The sequence below is a fragment of the Streptomyces sp. NPDC005492 genome (genome assembly GCF_040605995.1).
Classification (GTDB): Bacteria; Actinomycetota; Actinomycetes; order Streptomycetales; family Streptomycetaceae; genus Streptomyces.
Map to the genome: position 1 here is coordinate 20,014 of NZ_JBEXDX010000025.1, position 18,414 is coordinate 38,427.

Below are 18,414 nucleotides of genomic sequence, written 5' to 3' on the forward strand. Positions count from 1 at the left end.
CGCGAGCTGTGACGGGCTGAGTCTGTCGGTGCCGCTCCCCGCGAAGAGACCTTGAAGGGCCGGGCATCGTGAAGGTGCCCGGCCCTTCGGCATGCGTGCCCGGGGCGCCGTCAGTCGTCGTCCGCGTGCGGCGCGCGGGAGCCGTCCAGCTCCACCGCCGTGCAGCGCCAGCGCAGGTCCGCGCCCCGCTCCAGCCGGAACGCCATGGCCCGTACCTGGTCACCGGCCCCGATCCGGGCGAAGGCCTCCACGGCGCCCGGGCGCGGGACGTAGTAGCCGATGTCGCGGACCACCGGGCGGGTGCCCCGGGTGGCGCGCAGGGGGCCGTGTTCGGCGAGCCGGATCAGTTCGTCGTAGGCGCGGCCTGCGGTGTGCCGGAGCATCCAGTGGACGGGCCGCTGACCGCTCAGCACGGCGAGGAGGCGGTCGGCGAAGAGGTCGGTGGGGCGCGGCTGGGGAACGCGGCCGGGTGCGGCCTGGGCGGGCACGGCGGAGGTTGCGGCGCGGTGTGCGACTCGGGCCGGCACGGGAGTTGAGGTCGCCGGGGCTGTGCTCCCGTGGCCCGGCGTCGGCGCGAGAGCGGCGGAGACCGCACCGCGGCCTGCGGCGGCTGGTGGGCGTCCGCCTCCCGGGACCGTACGGCCGCCGGCGCGCTCCGCCGTGGCCGAGGGGGCGGCTGCGCCCGGCGCCGGGGGCGGGAGGTCGGTCGAGTCGGTTCCGGGGGCGGCCAGGAGCGAGCCCCCGACACCGTGCGGCATGCCCGGCAGGGCCTCGCCGGCCGTCGTACGGGACATACCCCCGCCTTGTCCGCGCGGCGAACCCGTGCCGGGCCGGCGGGGGTCGCGGCGGGTCGGGGGGCGGGTCGGGGTGTGCTGGGCGGTCCTGGTCATGACCTTGTGCATGGGGGTCCCCGTTGGGTCGGCCCGGGATGTACCGGGAAGTAACTTGGTGGTTGGGGATCTTGTACGGGGCCGCGGGCGATGGGGGCAAGGAGGTGGCGGGCCGGGTCGGAGGGGCCGGAACGTTCACCTATCCGAGTGATCCGCGGGCCCTCGAACCCGTCACCGCAAGGGCGTTCCGGGTGAATCTCCGGCGTCGGGTGGACGCCTCCACGGGTCCGGGCGGGGACCCGATAGGGGACCCGCACACGTATCCTGAAGGCCCTCTCCGACTACGAAAGCGACCAGCCATGCGCGTCTACGTCCCCCTGACCCTCTCCGGTCTCGCCGAGGCGTACAAGACGGGCGAGCTGGGGACGGGACCCTTCGTCGCGTACGCCGTCACGCCCGCGCTGCGCGAGTGGTATCTCTCCGACGACATCGAGGAGTTGGAGTACGCGGCGCTGAATCGGGCCGCGCTCGCCTCGCTGCGGCTGCTCGCGGCCGACGCCGACGCGCCGCGGCGACGGGTCGTGGTCGCCGTCGACGTACCCGACGGCGCAGCGCACGGCGACCCCGACCGCGGACTCGACCCGGCGGCGCTCGGCGAGGTGCGGGTGACGGGAACCGTGGCGCTGGCCAAGGCGGCGGCCGTCCATGTGGACATGGGTGACGCGGAGGGCGATGTCGGCGCCGCCGCCGACGCGCTCGCGGCGGCGGACCGCGGGGACGACGACGCGCAGTTCGTCGTGGACGGGGCCGAGGACCACGAGCTGCTCTGGTACGCGACGCAGGAGATCCCGAACCTCGTCGGGCTGGACGACTGAGCCTGTTCGGCGACGGTCAGACGGCCGAAGATGCTCGTTGACCTGCGGTTCTCTTGATTGTCAGTGGCGGCGGGTACGTTTTTGGGCATGGGGATGCAAGCAAACGCGCACATCGTCTGGGACTGGAACGGCACGCTGTTCCACGACAATGACGCGATCATCGGGGCGACGAACGCGGCCTTCGCCGAGCTGGGGCTCAAGGCGATCACGATGGAGGAGTACCGGGCGCTGTACTGCGTGCCGGTGCCGAAGTTCTACGAGCGGCTGCTGGGGCGGCTGCCCACCGACGCCGAGTGGGAGGTCATGGACGCGACCTTCCATCGCTACTACGCCGAGCACCGCGTCGTCTGCGGGCTCACCGAAGGTGTGGTCGAGCTGCTCACGGGGTGGCGGACCGGGGGGCGCAGCCAGTCGATCCTCAGCATGTACGTCCATGACGAACTCGTCCCGCTGGTGCGGGAGTTCGGGATAGAGCCGCACTTCATACGGGTCGACGGGCGCACCGGACCCTCCGGCGGCAGCAAGGCCGAGCACATGGTGCGTCACCTCTCGGCGCTGACCGGCGTGGACCCCGCGCGCACCGTGGTGATCGGTGACGCAGCCGACGACGCGGTGGCCGCCCTGCATGTGGGCGCGCGGGCGGTGCTCTACACGGGCGGTTCGCACAGCCGGGCCAGCCTCGAAGTCGTCGGCGTGCCCGTGGTGGACTCGCTGGCCGAGGCCGTCGCGGAGGCGGAGCGGTTGGCGGCGTGACCTAGGGCCTGTCGTTTGGATCATGCCGGCGTCGCGGGGCGTGGCACGCACATCTGCCGCGTTGTCGTCACTCGCCGACGCTCCGCGTCACCTCCCTCCTCCGCCTTGCATCTGCACGCACCACGCCCCGCTCGGGTGGGCCGACAAGGCACCGTCAGTCGGGCCGGCCTGATCCAAACGACAGGCCCTAGGCCCGACAGAGCCTGGTGCGGGGGTGCGGCGCCTCAGGAGACGCCGCACCGCGGTCTCACGTCACCGGCGCCTTCGCCCGCAGCACCGTGAGGAACTCCCGCATCCAGCGGGAGTGATCCGGCCACGCGCGGGCGGAGACCAGGGTGCCGTCGACCACCGTCTCGGTGTCCTGGAAGGTCGCTCCGGCGGACTGCATGTCGAGTTCGAGCGCCGGATAGGCCGTGACGCGTCGGCCGCGCAGGCCGTCGATCGCGGCGGTGAGCAGGGGGCCGTGGCAGATCTGGGCCACGGGCTTGTCCGTGTCGAAGAAGGACTTGAGGATCTTGCGGAGTTCGGGATCGTTGCGGAGGTACTCGGGGGCCCGCCCACCGGGGATGACAAGAGCCGCGTACTGGCCGGGATCGACCTCGGAGAAGGCGAGATCGGCGGGCCAGGTGTAGCCGGGCTTCTCGGTATAGGTGTCGAAGCCGGGTTCGAAGTCATGGACGACGAACCGGAGCTTCTTGCGCTCGGGGGCCGCGATGTGCACCTCGTAGCCCTCCTCGCGCAGGCGCTGGTAGGGGTAGAGGACTTCCAGCGACTCCGCTGCGTCGCCGGTGACGATGAGGATCTTCGCTGTCATGTCGGTGCGCTCCTCGGTGGCCGTGGCATGCGTCTTGGCCGGGCGCCATGGGCTCGTGGGTCAGGGGCTCATGGGCTCATGGGCAACGTGCCGCGCGCCGGGGCGCTTGCCAAGGGGCCGCGCGGCGCGGACCCCGGCACCGTCCCGACTGCCCGTGAATACGACGATTTCACTCTCCGCGCCCCTGTGCATAACGTCAAAGTTCCACCCTCTGTTTTGTACACAACCGGCTCATGACGAGCCCCCGGTGAGGAGCGATAGCCTTGTGGCGTGATCAGCGCGATATTTCGCGGGGGCATCGTCGCCCCTGCTCCGCGCCCGGCGAGCACGGACGACATCCGTGACCGGGCGGCGGTCGCTGGTCTCAGGGTCTGTCCGACAGACCCTCGCGGGCGGGACGGAGTTCACAGGGCTCCCAGGACGCCGCGCACACCCCGGGTACCGGCGCCGCAGAGATCAGCGTCACATCCTTCGGGCGTGCCGAAAATGGCCGATAACCCACCGCTCATCTCACCCTGCGGCATAGCGTCTGAGCAGACCGGACACCCCGGGCCGTGGCGTCGAGCCGCAGGGGAAGACACCGAACTTCCTTCTACGTCACGCAACGGCGCGCGACAGGAGCCAGAGGACAATGCAGACCAAGCTGGACGAAGCCAAGGCCGAGCTGCTCGAACGGGCTGCCCGGGTAGCTGAGAACAGCCCGGTCGGGGGGCATCTACCGACCGGGACGACGGACGAGGGCACCCCTGACCGGGAGACCGTGCTCGCGTTCCTCCAGCGCTACTACCTGCACACCGCCCCGGAGGACCTCGCCGACCGCGACCCGGTCGACGTCTTCGGCGCAGCCTTCTCCCACTACCGACTGGCCGAGACCCGACCCCAGGGCACGGCCAACGTACGGGTGCACACCCCGACGGTCGAGGAGAACGGCTGGACGTGCAGCCACACCGTCGTCGAGGTCGTCACCGACGACATGCCCTTCCTCGTCGACTCGGTGACCAACGAACTGACCCGCCAGGGCCGGGGCATCCACGTCGTCATCCACCCGCAGGTCGTCGTCCGCCGCGACCTCACCGGCAAGCTCATCGAGGTGCTCACCACCCCGCCGACCGACCAGCTGCCGCACGACGCGCACACCGAGTCCTGGATCCACGTCCAGATCGACCGCGAGACCGACCGCGCCGACCTCAAGCAGATCACCGCCGACCTGCTGCGCGTCCTGTCCGACGTCCGCGAGGCCGTCGAGGACTGGGAGAAGATGCGGGACGCGGCCCTGCGGATGGCCGACGAGCTGCCCGCCGAGCCGACCGCCTCCGACCTGCCCTCCACCGAGGTCGGCGAGGCCCGCGAGCTGCTGCGCTGGCTGGCCGCCGACCACTTCACCTTCCTCGGCTACCGCGAATACCAGCTCCGCGAGGACGACTCCCTGGCCGCCGTTCCCGGCACTGGCCTCGGCATCCTGCGCTCCGACCCGCAGCACGCCGGCGAGGACAGCCACCCGGTGAGCCCGTCCTTCGAGCGGCTTCCCGCCGACGCCCGCGCCAAGGCGCGCGAGCACAAGCTCCTCGTCCTGACGAAGGCCAACAGCCGGTCCACGGTGCACCGCCCGTCGTACCTCGACTACGTGGGCGTGAAGAAGTTCGACGACAAGGGCGAGGTCGTCGGCGAGCGCCGCTTCCTGGGCCTGTTCTCCTCCGCCGCCTACACCGAGTCCGTCCGCCGGGTCCCGGTGATCCGGCGCACGGTCGACGAGGTGCTGGAGGGCGCCGGCTTCTCGCCCAACAGCCACGACGGCCGCGACCTGCTCCAGATCCTGGAGACGTACCCGCGCGACGAGCTGTTCCAGACCCCGGTCGACGAACTCCGCTCGATCGTCACCTCTGTGCTCTACCTCCAGGAACGCCGGCGGCTGCGCCTCTACCTCCGCCAGGACGAGTACGGCCGCTACTACTCGGCCCTCGTCTACCTCCCGCGCGACCGCTACACCACCGGCGTGCGCCTGAGGATCATCGACATCCTGAAGGAGGAACTCGACGGCACCAGCGTCGACTTCACCGCCTGGAACACCGAGTCGATCCTCTCCCGACTGCACTTCGTGGTCCGCGTCCCGCAGGGCACCGAACTGCCCGAGCTGTCCGACAACGACAAGGACCGCATCGAGGCCCGCCTGGTCGAGGCCGCCCGCTCCTGGGCCGACGGTTTCAGCGAGGCGCTGAACGCCGAGTGCGGCGAGGAGCGCGCGGCCGAACTCGTCCGCCGCTACGGCAACGCCTTCCCCGAGGGCTACAAGGCGGACCACAACCCGCGCGCCGCCGTCGCCGACCTGGTCCACCTGGAACAGCTCACCGAGGAACAGGCCTTCGCGCTCAGCCTCTACGAGCCGGTGGGCGCCGCCCCCGAAGAGCGCCGTTTCAAGATCTACCGCAAGGGCGGCTCGGTCTCCCTCTCCGCCGTGCTGCCGGTCCTCAGCCGCCTCGGCGTCGAGGTCGTGGACGAGCGGCCGTACGAACTGCGCTGCTCGGACCGTACGACCGCGTGGATCTACGACTTCGGGCTGCGCATGCCCAAGTCGCAGAGCGGCAACGGGGACTATCTCGGCGACGACGGCCGCGAGCGGTTCCAGGAGGCGTTCGCCGCCACCTGGACCGGGCAGGCCGAGAACGACGGGTTCAACGCGCTGGTGCTGAGCGCCGGGATCGACTGGCGGCAGGCGATGGTGCTGCGGGCGTACGCCAAGTACCTGCGGCAGGCCGGTTCCACCTTCAGCCAGGACTACATGGAGGACACCCTCCGCAACAATGTCCACACCACCCGGCTGCTCGTCTCCCTGTTCGAGGCGCGGATGTCGCCGGACCGGCAGCGCGCCGGGCACGAGATCGTCGACGCTCTCCTGGAGGAGCTCGACGCGGCCCTCGACCAGGTGGCGAGCCTCGACGAGGACCGGATCCTGCGGTCCTTCCTGACCGTCATCAAGGCGACGCTGCGCACGAACTTCTTCCAGGAGGCGGTCGGCGGCAAGCCGCACGCGTACGTGTCGATGAAGTTCGACCCGCAGGCCATCCCGGATCTGCCCGCGCCGCGGCCGGCGTACGAGATCTGGGTGTACTCGCCGCGCGTGGAGGGCGTGCACCTGCGGTTCGGCAAGGTCGCGCGCGGCGGTCTGCGCTGGTCGGACCGGCGCGAGGACTTCCGTACCGAGATCCTCGGGCTGGTCAAGGCGCAGATGGTGAAGAACACCGTCATCGTGCCGGTCGGCGCCAAGGGCGGCTTCGTCGCCAAGCAGCTGCCCGACCCGAGCGTGGACCGGGACGCGTGGCTGGCCGAGGGCATCGCCAGCTACAAGATGTTCATCTCGGCCCTGCTCGACATCACCGACAACCTGGTGGCCGGCGAGGTCGTGCCCCCGGCGGACGTCGTCCGGCACGACGAGGACGACACCTACCTGGTGGTCGCCGCCGACAAGGGCACCGCGACGTTCTCCGACATCGCCAACGGGGTGGCCGAGAGCTACAACTTCTGGCTCGGTGACGCCTTCGCCTCCGGCGGCAGCGCCGGGTACGACCACAAGAAGATGGGCATCACCGCGCGCGGTGCCTGGGAGTCCGTCAAGCGGCACTTCCGGGAACTCGGCGTCGACACCCAGAGCGAGGACTTCACGGTCGTCGGCGTCGGCGACATGTCCGGTGACGTGTTCGGCAACGGCATGCTGCTCAGCGAGCACATCCGCCTGGTCGCCGCCTTCGACCACCGGCACATCTTCATCGACCCGACCCCGGACGCGGCCGTCTCGTACGCCGAGCGGCGCCGCATGTTCGAGCTCCCGCGCTCCAGTTGGGCCGACTACAACACGGAGCTGCTGTCGGCCGGCGGCGGCGTCTTCCCCCGCACGGCCAAGGCGATCCCCGTCAACGGACACATCCGCGAGGCCCTCGGCATCGAGGACAAGGTCACCAAGATGACGCCGGCCGACCTGATGAAGGCGATCCTCAAGTCGCCGGTCGACCTGCTGTGGAACGGCGGCATCGGCACCTACGTCAAGGCGAGCACCGAGTCCCACGCGGACGTCGGCGACAAGGCCAACGACGCGATCCGCGTCGACGGCGCCGACCTGCGCGTCAAGGTCGTCGGCGAGGGCGGCAACCTGGGCCTGACCCAGCTCGGCCGGATCGAGTTCGCCCAGCGGGGCGGCAAGATCAACACGGACGCGATCGACAACAGCGCGGGCGTGGACACCTCCGACCACGAGGTGAACATCAAGATCCTGCTCAACGGCCTGGTCACCGACGGCGACATGACCGTCAAGCAGCGCAACAAGATCCTCGCCGAGATGACCGACGAGGTCGGCGCTCTCGTCCTGCGCAACAACTACGCGCAGAACACCGCGATCGCCAACGCGCTCGCCCAGTCCAAGGACATGCTCCACGCCCAGCAGCGCTTCATGCGCACGCTGGTCCGCGAGGGCCACCTCGACCGGGCGCTGGAGTTCCTGCCCACCGACCGCCAGATCCGCGAACGCCTCGCCCAGGGACAGGGCCTGACCGGTCCCGAGACGGCCGTCCTGCTGGCGTACACGAAGATCACGGTCTCCGACGAGCTGCTGCACACCTCGCTGCCCGACGACCCGTATCTGCGCACCCTGCTGCACGCCTACTTCCCGAGCGCGCTGCGCGAGAAGTTCGCCGAGCAGATCGACACCCATCCGCTGCACCGCGAGATCGTCACCACGGTCCTCGTCAACGACACGGTCAACACCGGCGGTACGAGCTTCCTGCACCGCCTCCGCGAGGAGACCGGGGCCTCCCTGGAGGAGATCGTCCGGGCGCAGACCGCGGCCCGCGCGATCTTCGACGCGGCCGAGGTGTGGGACGGCGTCGAGGCGCTCGACAACATCGTCGAGGCACCCGTCCAGACCCGCATCCGCCTGCACTCGCGCCGCCTGTGCGAGCGCGGCACCCGCTGGCTGCTCAACAACCGGCCGCAGCCGCTCCAACTCGCCGAGACCATCGAGTTCTTCGGCGACCGCGTCGAACAGGTGTGGTCCCAGCTCCCCAAGCTGCTGCGCGGCGCGGACCTGGAGTGGTACCAGCAGATCTACGACGAGCTGTCCGCGGCCGGCGTCCCCGCCGAACTCGCCACCCGCGTGGCCGGGTTCTCCTCCGCCTTCCCGGCGCTCGACATCGTCTCGGTGGCCGACCGCACGGGCAAGGACCCGATGGACGTCGCCGAGGTCTACTACGACCTCGCCGACCGCCTCCACATCACCCAACTCATGGACCGCATCATCGAGTTGCCCCGCGCCGACCGCTGGCAGTCCATGGCCCGCGCCTCCATCCGCGAGGACCTGTACGCGGCCCACGCGGCCCTGACCGCCGACATCCTCGCGGCGGGCAACGGCACCTCGACCCCCGCCCAGCGCTTCAAGGCCTGGGAGGAGAAGAACGCGGCGATCCTGGGCCGGGCCCGCACGACCCTGGACGAGATCCAGGGCTCGGAGATGTTCGACCTGGCGAACCTGTCGGTGGCGATGCGCACGATGAGGACACTGCTGCGGACACATTCGTAGTCCCTGAGACCGTCCGTCCGTAGTCCTACGACGACGAGGGCGCCCCGGGCCGTGATGGCTCGGGGCGCCCTCATTCTGCTGACGAGTAGCTCTAGCTGGGCTTGGGCTTGTCGGCGCCGCCCGTGAAGGCCTCGTACGCCTCCAGGACCTCTTCCGTCGGCCCGTCCATCCGCAGTTCGCCGCGCTCCAGCCACAGCACGCGGTCGCAGGTGTCGCGGATCGACTTGTTGTTGTGGCTGACGAGGAAGACCGTGCCCGCGTGCTTCCGCAGCTCGCGGATCCGCTCCTCGGAACGCCGCTGGAACGACCGGTCGCCCGTCGCCAGCGCCTCGTCGATCAGGAGTACGTCGTGGTCCTTGGCGGCGGCGATGGAGAAACGCAGCCGGGCGCCCATGCCGGAGGAGTACGTCCGCATGGGGAGGGTGATGAAGTCACCCTTCTCGTTGATGCCGGAGAAGTCGACGATGTCCTGGTAGCGCTCCTTGATCTGCTCCCGGGACATGCCCATGGCCAGGCCGCCGAGATAGACGTTGCGCTCGCCGGTCAGGTCGCCCATCAGGGCCGCGTTGACGCCGAGGAGGGAGGGCTGGCCGTGGGTGTAGATGCGGCCGTTCTCCACCGGGAGCAGGCCCGCGACCGCCTTGAGCAGCGTGGACTTGCCGGAGCCGTTGGTGCCGATCAGTCCGACCGCCTCGCCCTTGTAGGCGACGAAGGACACCTTCTTGACCGCGTGCACGGTGCGCACGCCCGAGGCCTTCTCGCTCTGCTTGCGGCGCATCATGCGGTTGAGGGCGGCGGTCGCGGTGCCGCGTCCGGCGCCGGTTCCGTTGACCCGGTAGATGATGTCGACGCCGTCGCAGACGACGGTGGGGATCGTACTGTCCGCGGCCACGCGGGTCCGCTCGGTGGTGTACTCGATGGTCTGCTCAGCCACGGCCGTACGTCTCCTCAGCCTTCCAGAAGTAGATGAAGCCGCCGACGCCGGCGATCAGCGCCCAGCCGGTCGCGGCCGGCCACACGTGCGGGGGGAGCTGGCTGGAGTGGAAGCTGTCGATCAGCGCGTACCGCATGAGGTCGATGTAGACGGCCGCCGGGTTGGTCTCCAGGGCGAGCGTCACGAAGTGCGGCAGGTGGTCCTTGCTGGTCAGCTTGTCGATGCTCCACATGACGCCGGAGACGTACATCCAGGTGCGCAGGATGAACGGCATCAGCTGTGCGATGTCCGGCGTCTTCGCCCCCATCCGGGCCATGATCATCGAGACGCCCGCGTTGAACGTGAACTGCAGCACCAGTACCGGGATCGCCAGCACCCAGGAGAAGCTGATCGGTACACCGAAGCAGAGCAGGATCACGACCAGGGCGGCCATCGAGAACAACAGCTGCTGGAGCTGCTGCAACGCGAACGAGATCGGCAGCGCGGCCCGCGGGAAGTGCAGGGCCCGTACGAGGCCGAGGTTGCCGGAGATCGCCCGGGTGCCCGCCATGATCGAGCTCTGCGTGAACGTCCAGATGAACACGCCCGTCACCAGGAACGGGATGTAGTCCGGCACGCCGCGCTTGGTGCCCAGCAGAATGCCGAAGATGAAGTAGTACACCGCCGCGTTCAACAGCGGTGTCATCACCTGCCAGATCTGGCCCAGCTTCGCCTGGCTGTACTGCGCGGTCAGCTTGGCGGTGGCGAACGCGGTGATGAAGTGGCGTCGCTCCCACAACTGGCGGACGTACTCGGCCAGGGAGGGGCGGGCGCCACTGACCGTGAGGCCGTGGCGTGCGGCGAGCGCCGCGAGGTCGTCTTCGTCGGCCGGGGCCGGCGAATGGGGCGGTGTGTGGAGGACCTGGCTCACATCCGCTGCTTTCGCTCGGGGGGAGGGGGTGCGTGCGTCCGGCTGCCGTGTTCCGTTGCCCGGCGTTTCCTTACGCTTCTCTTTACGTTCTCTTACGTCGGGACGGGACCGTATCGTCGCAACGTGAGCGTAGGCCGATTCGGCGTCGGAACGCAACCGTTTCGTCGTGACGGATGTGATGGGGCCGTTAGGTTTGGGTCGGGACGGGGCTGTTGCGTCGTTACGCTCTGGGGCTCTGGGGCTCTGGGGCTCTGGGTGGGGGTGGCGTGTGGACGAGGCGGGCGTGTCGTGGGGGTGGCGCCGTTGTGTTGTTGGGCGGTGCGGGGGCGTCGCGGCGGCGGGGCCGGTGCGTAGTGCGGACGGGGCGGGTTCGTCGCGCGTACGGAACCCGTCCGTGGCGAGGGCGAAACCGGTGTGTCCCGACGGCGGAATCGGTGCGTAGCGAGGGAGGAGCCGGTGCGTCGCGAGGACGGAACCGGTCCGTCGCGGCGACGAGCCAGTTGCGACGCGACGTGCCGCCCCCGCCTGCGCTACGACGAAACCGTTTCGTCGCAACGGGTCCGCCGCGCTCTGCGCCTCCGCGCCCCGCGCGCCCGCGTCCGCCACGCGCACCCTTCGTCGGAACGCAACCGTTTCGTCGCAACGCCCTATGCTTGGGCTATGACGACGAACGCCGACGAGCCCCAGACACGTCAGCGCCGCCGCACCCCCGCCGGGGCGGCCGTACTCCGCGAGGATGTGACCGAAGCCATTCGGGGAGCGGTCTTCGAGGAGTTGGCGGCGGTCGGGTATGCCCGGATGTCGATCGAGGGGATCGCGCGTCGCGCCGGGGTGGGCAAGACGGCGGTGTACCGCCGGTGGCGTTCGAAGCTGCACCTGGTGCTGGACGTGGTGTCGGCGATCGCGGTGATGGGGCTGCCGACGCCGGACACCGGTTCGCTGGAGGGTGACCTCCGGATGCTGTACGAGGTGACGTCACGGGCGCTGCGTCACCCCGTGGCCTCGCAGATCATCCCGGACCTCCAGGCCGAGGCGGCCCGCAATCCGGAGATCGCCGAGGCCATGCAGAAGGCGTTGCGCGAGGGCCAGGAGGGTGTCGCCAGCAAGATCCTGGCGGCGGCGGAACGGCGTGGGGAGGTCCGCCCCGGCATGGACGAGGACCTGGCCCTGGACCTGATCTCCGGCCCCCTGTACTGGCGTGCCGTGGTGATCCGCAGCCCGAAGCTGCCGAAGGGATACCTCGGGGCGCTCGCCCGGGCGACCACGGAGGGGCTCAAGGCGCTGTAGGTCTGGGGCCTGTTCGGCGGATCATGCCGCACCGCGCGGCGCCCCTGGCGCACACATCTGCGGCGTTGTCGTCGGCCGTAGGCGCTCCACCTCGTCCCCGCCTCGCAGTCGCACGCCTCGCGCCGCGCTCACCGGGCTGATCCGGCGCCACCGCTTCCCCGCGACCTGATCCGCCGCACATTCTCTAGCCCCGCACTTGGTCCAACCCCCGCGCCAGCGACCCGAGTTCAGCAGCCCGCAGCCCCCGCCGCGCAGCCGCACGCCCCACGCCCCGCTCACCGGCGCCGATCAGGCCCGCCCCTTCCCCGCGCCCCGATCCGCCACACAGTCCCTAATCCCGCCCCTGCTCCAACCCCCGCGCCAGCCCCCCGAGTTCAACAGCCCCCAACACCCGCCCACCAAACCCCGGCAGCGGTACATGCAGGGCCTGGACCCAGCGTTCGGGTATCGCCGCGCTGCCATACACCGCCCCCGCGAGGCCGCCCGTCACCGCGGCGACCGTGTCTGTGTCGCCGCCGAGGTCGATGGCGGCGCGCAGGGCGTTCTCGTAGGAGGACGTGGTTCGTAGGGCCCAGAGGGCGGAGCCGAGGCAGGGCCAGACCGCGCCGTTGAACTCCGTCGCAAGGTCGGGGTGCCAGTCCGGGGAGAGGACGACGGCGTAGCGCTCGCGGTGGTCGGGGTGGATGGACCGGAGTGTCTTCTCGACGGCGTCGAGCGGGTCGTCTCCGGTCAGGGCGATGCGCGTCAACTCGTGGAAGACGGCGGTGCCTTCCCATGCGGCGCGGTCTCCGTGGGTGAGCGCGGCGATGCGGCGGGCGGCGTCCATCGTGGCGTCGCGTCCCTCGTGCGCGAAGTACACGGCGGAGGGGGCCGCCCGCATCAACGAGCCGTTCCCGGCGCCTCGTTGGCTCGTCTGGAAGTGCAGGGCGGCGGCCAGGTCCCATGGCTCGCCGCTGGTCAGCACGGCCTCGGTCTGCAGGCCGATGTCCTTCGGTTCGGAGGTCGCCCACTGCCTGAACCGCCGGAACATGTCGGGGAGTTGGAGGCCCCCGCATTCCAGCAGCGACTCCGCGACCAGTACCGCCATCTGCGTGTCGTCGGTGGCCTCGCCCGGGTCCCAGCCGCCGCCCCCGCACATCTCGCCGCCGTGACCGGGCGCCGGAAACCGGGCGGAGAAGGCGCCTTCGGGCCCGAACTCGAAGGGCGCACCGAGCGCGTCGCCGATGGCTGAGCCGAGGACGGCGCCCACGGCGCGTTCCACTCTTGAGCAACTGCCCATCAGATCCCGGCCCTTCAGGATCGTGCGGCCCCCGGGTGCAACCGCACCCAGCCCTCCCACGCCGACGAGATCATGTCCTGGACGTCGAGCTTGGCCTTCCAGCCCAGTTCGGTGGCGATGCGGTCGGCGGAGGCGACGACGCGGGCCGGGTCGCCGGGGCGACGGGGGTGGACGGTCGGGGGGCGGTCGTAGCCGGTGATCGCGTTGATGTGGTCGATCAGCTCGCGGACCGAAACGCCTTCCCCGCGGCCGATGTTGAGGGTGAGCGCGCGGCCGGGGGAGGCCTGGAGGGCGCGGGCCGCGGCGACGTGGGCGTCGGCCAGGTCCACGACGTGGATGTAGTCGCGGACGCAGGTGCCGTCCGGGGTGGCGTAGTCGTCGCCGAAGATGCGCGGCGGCGCGTTCTCGGTGAGCTTCTCGAAGACCATGGGGACGATGTTGAAGACGCCGACGTCGGCGAGTTCGGGGGCGGCGGCCCCGGCCACGTTGAAGTAGCGCAGGGAGGCCGTGGAGAGGCCGGTCGCCCGGCCCGTCGCGCGGACCAGCCACTCACCGGCGAGCTTTGTCTCGCCGTACGGCGACATGGGCAGGCACGGCGTCTCCTCGGTCACCAGGTCCACGTCCGGCATGCCGTAGACGGCCGCCGAGGACGAGAACACGAAGGACGGGACGCCGGCCGCGGTGACCGCCTCCAGGAGGACGCGCAGGCCCTCGACGTTCTGCCGGTAGTAGTGCAACGGCAGGTCCACCGACTCGCCGACCTGCTTCTTCGCCGCCAGATGGACGACTCCGGTGACGTCCTGGTCGGCGAGGGTGCGGGCCACCCGTTCCGCGTCCAGGGTCGAACCCACCACCAGGGGCACACCGTCGGGCACGCGCTCGGCGATGCCGGTGGACAGGTCGTCGTAGACGACCGCCTGTTCGCCCGCCTCGGTCATCGCCCTCACGACGTGCGCCCCGATGTAGCCGGCGCCGCCGGTGATCAGCCAGGTCATGTGCGGCCGTCCCCTCCCTCACTGGATGTCACGCGCTTGCGTCCTCAGTCAATCAGGCGCCGGAGTGTGCCGCGGACAACTGCTCGGACTCCCCGTACGGGGAGGAGGGCCGCACGCGCGCGTGCGTCGTCGCGGGGAGCGGCCTCGACGACCGCCACAGGCGGACGAGGGCGAGGACGGCCGCGGCGGCCAGCAGGCCGTTGCGTACGGCCATCAGGGCGCAGCCCGTCCAGGTGCTGTGGATGACGTCGTCGTACAGCATCGGGAACTCGACGGTGCTGACCGCAGTGGCCGCCGCGATCAGCCAGGCCACCGGGCGCTGTGTGGTGTGCCGTGAGGTCAGGCAGACGGCGGCCAGGCCGAGCAGCCAGATCATGTACTGGGGACTGATCACCCGGCTGGTCACGGTGAACAGCAGGACGGCGCTCAGCGCGGCGTCGTACGGCGTCGCGTCGGTCCAGCGGCGGGTCCGGATCCGCCACAGGAGCAGCAGCCCGAAGGCGACCGCCGTGAGCGCGAGGGAGGCGTCTGCGACGGCGGAGACGTACGGTCCCGTGAACTCCATCGCGCCGTACTGGTAGCGCACCCGGCCCGGCCAGCCGACGTGGGTCGCCAGACCGAGGGCCGTGCCGCCGAGTGACTCGATCTGTACGCCCCGGGCGCCCTGTTGACGCAAGAAGGCGAAAGGATTGTTGAACAAGACCACGAGCATCATGAGCGACAAGACCCCCGTCCCCACCGCCCACGACCACACCGACCGCGTCGTCCGCCCCCTCGGCATCCCCAGCAGCACCAGCCCCGGCCACACCTTCACCAGCGCGCCCAACGCCGCGAACGCGCCGCACGCGCGCGTGGAGCGCGACAACGTCAACAGGGAGATGACGGCGAACGCCGTGACCTGCACGTCGTAGCGGACGAACGGGATGTGGAGGAGGAGGGGGAGGCCGCAGATCCAGTACGCGGCGCCGCGCAGGCCGTGCCCGGGACGGGCGCCCGCGCGGACCAGGGTCAGGGTGATCAGGGCGTCGGTGGCGACGGTGAGGGCGACAAACGCCTGGAAGTACGTCAGGCCCGGCAGCAGCGCCGGGGCCAGCAGGACGGGGCCGGCGCCCGGCGGGTACTGCCACATGGGGTCGTGCGCCGGGAACGCGCCGTGCGACAGGACGCCGTACCACTGGTGGTACAGCTTCCACACCTCACGCCCGACGTCGCCCCCGCCGAGCAGCGGGCGGCCGTCGAGGGCGAGGAGGAGCAACATGCCCGCGCGGGTGGCGAGCCAGGCGAGGACGAGGGCGAGGTGGCGGTGTCCGCGGACGGCGTTCATCATCGCGGATCGTAAGCCGGGTGAATGCCGCAGGAATGCCAATACACCGTCAATCGTCGGTAAGAGCTTGCCAGCAGTACAAAATCAGCCGGGTGGACAGCCAAAGTGAGGGTGAGTACGGGCGCGCGCGACGGACGCGCGCGGAGGTCGTGGCCGTGGCCGTGCCGGTGGCCGTCATGCTCGCGCTGGGGCTGTGGGGCCTCGACCGCGGCGGCATGTGGGGCGACGAGGCCGTCACCTTACTGGTCGGGCGGCGCACGGTGCCGCAGATCTGGCGGCTGCTGCACGGCGTGGACGCGGTGCACGGCCTCTACTACCTCCTCATGCACGCCGTCCTCGCCGTCCACCCCGGCGAGGTGGCCCTCCGGCTGCCGTCCGTCTGCGGAGCCGCCGCGGCGGCGGGCCTGGTCGCGGCCCTCGGAGTACGTCTGGCCCGCCCCCGCGTCGGCCTCTGGGCCGGCCTGCTCTACGCGATCACCCCGCTGATCGGCCACTACGCCCAGGAGGGCCGGTCCTACGCCCTCGTCGCGGCCGGTGTGGCGGGCGCGACGCTGCTCCTGGTGCGGGCGCTGGACGGGCGGTCGTGGTGGCCGTACGGCGCTGTCCTCGCCGTGACCTTTCTGCTGCACGAGTTCGCGGTCCTCGTTCTCTGCGCGCACGCGCTGACGCTGGCGGCTGCGCGGGTGCCCAGGGCGGTGTGGGCCGGCTGGGCCCGCGCGGCGGGGGTGGCGGTGGTCGTCCTGCTGCCCCTGGCCTGGGTGTCCCAACGCCAGTCAGGGCAGGTGGCCTGGCTGAGAGTGCCGGACCGGGACACGACGGAGCGGCTGGCCCGCGAGTTCCTCGCCGTCACCCCGACCGGGGTCGTCCTGTGGACCTCGGTCCTGCTGATCCTGGCGGGACTCGGCACGGGACGGCTCGCGTCGGTCGCCCTGCCGTTGCTGGTGGTGCCACCGGCGATCCTGCTGACGGTGTCGCAGTTCCGGCCGCTGTTCCACGAGCGGTATGTGCTGTACGCGCTCGCGGGGGCGCCACTGCTGGTGGCGGCGGGGGCGGACCGGCTGCTGGAGCTGGCGGACCGGCTGCGAGCCGGCGCTCTCCCACGGCCGGAAGCCGACCCTGCGCGGGCCCGAGCGGTCGAGGCGGCCGGAGCCGAGAGTCGCCCCCAGTTGGTCGGCGCGCAGGCCTCCGGCGGTCACCGCCTCGGAACCGGAGGCTCAAGTCACGTACAGCCGACCGGAGTTGACCGTGAGCCCGAATCACCACTGGACGCTCGCTCCACCCCTGCAACCCGCAGCCACCGCACCCCCCGCACCTCCCTCATCACTCTCGCCGGGGTCCTCGCCGTAGCCGTCCCCTTCCTCCACGGTCTCCCCGCCTACCGGAGCGACCGTGACGCGGACCGCCGTCCCGAGAACCTCGCCGTCATCTCCGCGCTCGCCGGTCGTGAGCTGCGGCCCGGTGATCCCGTGCTGTTCCTGCCGTCGTCCTGGCGGGTGACGGCGTCCGCGTACCCGGGACCGTTCGTCGGTGCGCGGGACCTGGCGCTGGCGGAGTCGGGGGCCAGGTCAGGGACGCTGAGCGGGCGCGAGGTGGCGCCGGGGCAGCTGCGGGCGCGGCTCGCCGGGGTGGACCGGGTGTGGATCGTCGCGCAGTCGAATCTGCTGCCGTCCCGCTGGGTGCCCGGGGACCCCACCGACCGGGTCAAACTCGACGTGGTGGACGGGGAGTTCGCGCGTGGGCGGGAGTATGTGAGCGGGCGTGTGAAGCTCGCCCTCTACATCCGCCGGATGCCACCGCGGTCGCTGGACCCGGTGGTGGCTACGACTGCTCCAGTGTCGCCGCGTCCAGCGCGCCGGTGAGTTCGTCGAGGCGTTCGCGCAGGGCGCGGATCTCCTCGACGTCGAAGCCGGTCGCGCCCACGATGCGCCGCGGTACCTCAAGGGCGCGCTCGCGCAGGGCGACGCCCTCATCGGTGAGCCGTACCTCCACCGAGCGCTCGTCGCGGGCGCTGCGCTCACGCCGTACCAGACCGGCCGTCTCCAGCCGCTTGAGCAGCGGGGACAGAGTGCCGGAGTCCAGTCGCAGGTGTTCGCCGAGCTTCTTGACGGGTAGCTCGCCGTGCTCCCACAGCACCAGCATCACCAGGTACTGCGGGTAGGTGAGTCCGAGATCCTTGAGGATCACGCGGTAGACACCGCCGAACGCGCGGGACGCGGCGTTCAGGGAGAAGCAGATCTGCTGGTCGAGGCGGAGCCAGTCGGTGGTGGGAGTGGTGGTCATGGTTCCAGGATAGCGCCAGCGAGCCATTTAGTTGTGTGCAATTGAATTGTGTGCTCTAATTATCGCCGTGAGGCGGTCCGGGCACCCGGGCCGGGCACCTCCGTCAAGACTTCCGAAGTTTCGAAAGTTCCGTAAGTTCCGAGAGGGATGGTTTCCATGGACGCGATCTACACCGCCGTAGCCACCGCCACCCACGGCCGTGACGGCCGCGCGGTCAGCAACGACGGCAAGATCGACCTTCAGCTCGGCATTCCGGTGGAGATGGGCGGCAACGGCCAGGGCACCAACCCCGAGCAGCTCTTCGCCGCCGGTTACGCCGCCTGTTTCGGCAGCGCCCTCGGCCTCGTCGGCCGGCAGGCGAAGGTCGACGTCACCGACGCCGCCGTGACCGCCGAGGTCGGCATCGGCAAGCAGGGCGAGGGCTTCGGCCTCAAGGTGACCCTGCGCGTCGAGCTGCCCGACACCCTGGACGAGGCGACCGGCCGCAAGCTGGTCGAGACCGCCCACCAGGTCTGCCCCTACTCGAACGCGACCCGCGGCAACATAGAGGTCGACCTCGTCATCGAGTAG

The 18,414-nt window shown here is 70.7% G+C and carries 14 protein-coding genes; 6 read left to right on the forward strand and 8 right to left on the reverse strand.

Annotation, left to right across the window (positions count from 1 at the left end; translation table 11 throughout):
- Nucleotides 1-110: 110 nt before the first annotated feature.
- The gene (locus ABZT04_RS28730) at nucleotides 111-890 is read right to left on the reverse strand and encodes an Rv3235 family protein (RefSeq protein ID WP_356059882.1); all 780 of its coding nucleotides are present in this window, start codon (nucleotides 888-890) and stop codon (nucleotides 111-113) included.
- A 299-nt stretch (nucleotides 891-1,189) separates the two neighbouring features.
- Here ABZT04_RS28730 and ABZT04_RS28735 point away from each other — a divergent pair, with 299 nt between their 5' ends.
- Complete coding sequence (locus ABZT04_RS28735) at nucleotides 1,190-1,705, forward strand: hypothetical protein (protein ID WP_356059883.1); 516 nt, start codon at nucleotides 1,190-1,192, stop codon at nucleotides 1,703-1,705.
- Between the two features lie 87 nt (nucleotides 1,706-1,792).
- Nucleotides 1,793-2,458: an HAD hydrolase-like protein gene (locus ABZT04_RS28740; RefSeq protein WP_356059884.1), complete on the forward strand. Its 666-nt coding sequence runs from the start codon at nucleotides 1,793-1,795 to the stop codon at nucleotides 2,456-2,458.
- A 247-nt stretch (nucleotides 2,459-2,705) separates the two neighbouring features.
- Here the strand turns inward: ABZT04_RS28740 and ABZT04_RS28745 are convergent, their stop codons facing one another.
- The gene (locus tag ABZT04_RS28745; protein WP_356059885.1) at nucleotides 2,706-3,272 is read right to left on the reverse strand and encodes a DJ-1/PfpI family protein; all 567 of its coding nucleotides are present in this window, start codon (nucleotides 3,270-3,272) and stop codon (nucleotides 2,706-2,708) included.
- Nucleotides 3,273-3,903: 631 nt separating this feature from the next.
- Here ABZT04_RS28745 and ABZT04_RS28750 point away from each other — a divergent pair.
- Nucleotides 3,904-8,835, forward strand: a complete 4,932-nt coding sequence (locus ABZT04_RS28750; protein ID WP_356059886.1) for an NAD-glutamate dehydrogenase — start codon at nucleotides 3,904-3,906, stop codon at nucleotides 8,833-8,835.
- Nucleotides 8,836-8,926: 91 nt separating this feature from the next.
- Here ABZT04_RS28750 and ABZT04_RS28755 read toward each other — a convergent pair whose 3' ends face one another.
- Both ABZT04_RS28755 and ABZT04_RS28760 read right to left on the reverse strand, forming a co-directional pair.
- Nucleotides 8,927-9,769: an ABC transporter ATP-binding protein gene (locus ABZT04_RS28755; protein ID WP_356059887.1), complete on the reverse strand. Its 843-nt coding sequence runs from the start codon at nucleotides 9,767-9,769 to the stop codon at nucleotides 8,927-8,929.
- On the reverse strand, nucleotides 9,762-10,679 hold the full coding sequence (locus ABZT04_RS28760) for an ABC transporter permease (protein ID WP_355920380.1): 918 nt from the start codon (nucleotides 10,677-10,679) through the stop codon (nucleotides 9,762-9,764). Before ABZT04_RS28760 ends, ABZT04_RS28755 begins: the two co-directional genes overlap by 8 nt.
- A gap of 660 nt (nucleotides 10,680-11,339) precedes the next feature.
- Between ABZT04_RS28760 and ABZT04_RS28765 the strand changes: the two genes are divergently transcribed.
- A complete protein-coding gene (locus ABZT04_RS28765) occupies nucleotides 11,340-11,966 on the forward strand; it encodes a TetR/AcrR family transcriptional regulator (RefSeq protein WP_356059888.1) in 627 nt (208 codons plus the stop codon).
- A 331-nt stretch (nucleotides 11,967-12,297) separates the two neighbouring features.
- Here ABZT04_RS28765 and ABZT04_RS28770 read toward each other — a convergent pair whose 3' ends face one another.
- Genes ABZT04_RS28770 through ABZT04_RS28780 form a run of 3 tightly spaced genes read right to left on the reverse strand, consistent with a single transcriptional unit; the run spans nucleotide 12,298 to nucleotide 15,564 of the window.
- The gene (locus ABZT04_RS28770) at nucleotides 12,298-13,245 is read right to left on the reverse strand and encodes an ADP-ribosylglycohydrolase family protein (protein WP_356059889.1); all 948 of its coding nucleotides are present in this window, start codon (nucleotides 13,243-13,245) and stop codon (nucleotides 12,298-12,300) included.
- Nucleotides 13,246-13,259: 14 nt separating this feature from the next.
- Complete coding sequence (gene galE / locus ABZT04_RS28775) at nucleotides 13,260-14,240, reverse strand: UDP-glucose 4-epimerase GalE (RefSeq protein WP_356059890.1); 981 nt, start codon at nucleotides 14,238-14,240, stop codon at nucleotides 13,260-13,262.
- Nucleotides 14,241-14,292: 52 nt separating this feature from the next.
- Nucleotides 14,293-15,564 carry a glycosyltransferase family 87 protein gene (locus tag ABZT04_RS28780; RefSeq protein ID WP_356059954.1) on the reverse strand — a complete coding sequence of 424 codons (1,272 nt, stop codon included), beginning with the start codon at nucleotides 15,562-15,564 and terminating at the stop codon, nucleotides 14,293-14,295.
- 176 nt (nucleotides 15,565-15,740) lie between these two features.
- Here ABZT04_RS28780 and ABZT04_RS28785 point away from each other — a divergent pair, with 176 nt between their 5' ends.
- The gene (locus ABZT04_RS28785; protein WP_356059955.1) at nucleotides 15,741-17,423 is read left to right on the forward strand and encodes a glycosyltransferase family 39 protein; all 1,683 of its coding nucleotides are present in this window, start codon (nucleotides 15,741-15,743) and stop codon (nucleotides 17,421-17,423) included.
- Here ABZT04_RS28785 and ABZT04_RS28790 read toward each other — a convergent pair.
- Nucleotides 17,383-17,844: a MarR family transcriptional regulator gene (locus ABZT04_RS28790; RefSeq protein WP_356059891.1), complete on the reverse strand. Its 462-nt coding sequence runs from the start codon at nucleotides 17,842-17,844 to the stop codon at nucleotides 17,383-17,385. The genes ABZT04_RS28785 and ABZT04_RS28790 overlap by 41 nt on opposite strands.
- A gap of 156 nt (nucleotides 17,845-18,000) precedes the next feature.
- Here ABZT04_RS28790 and ABZT04_RS28795 point away from each other — a divergent pair, with 156 nt between their 5' ends.
- Nucleotides 18,001-18,414 carry an organic hydroperoxide resistance protein gene (locus ABZT04_RS28795; RefSeq protein WP_355920364.1) on the forward strand — a complete coding sequence of 138 codons (414 nt, stop codon included), beginning with the start codon at nucleotides 18,001-18,003 and terminating at the stop codon, nucleotides 18,412-18,414.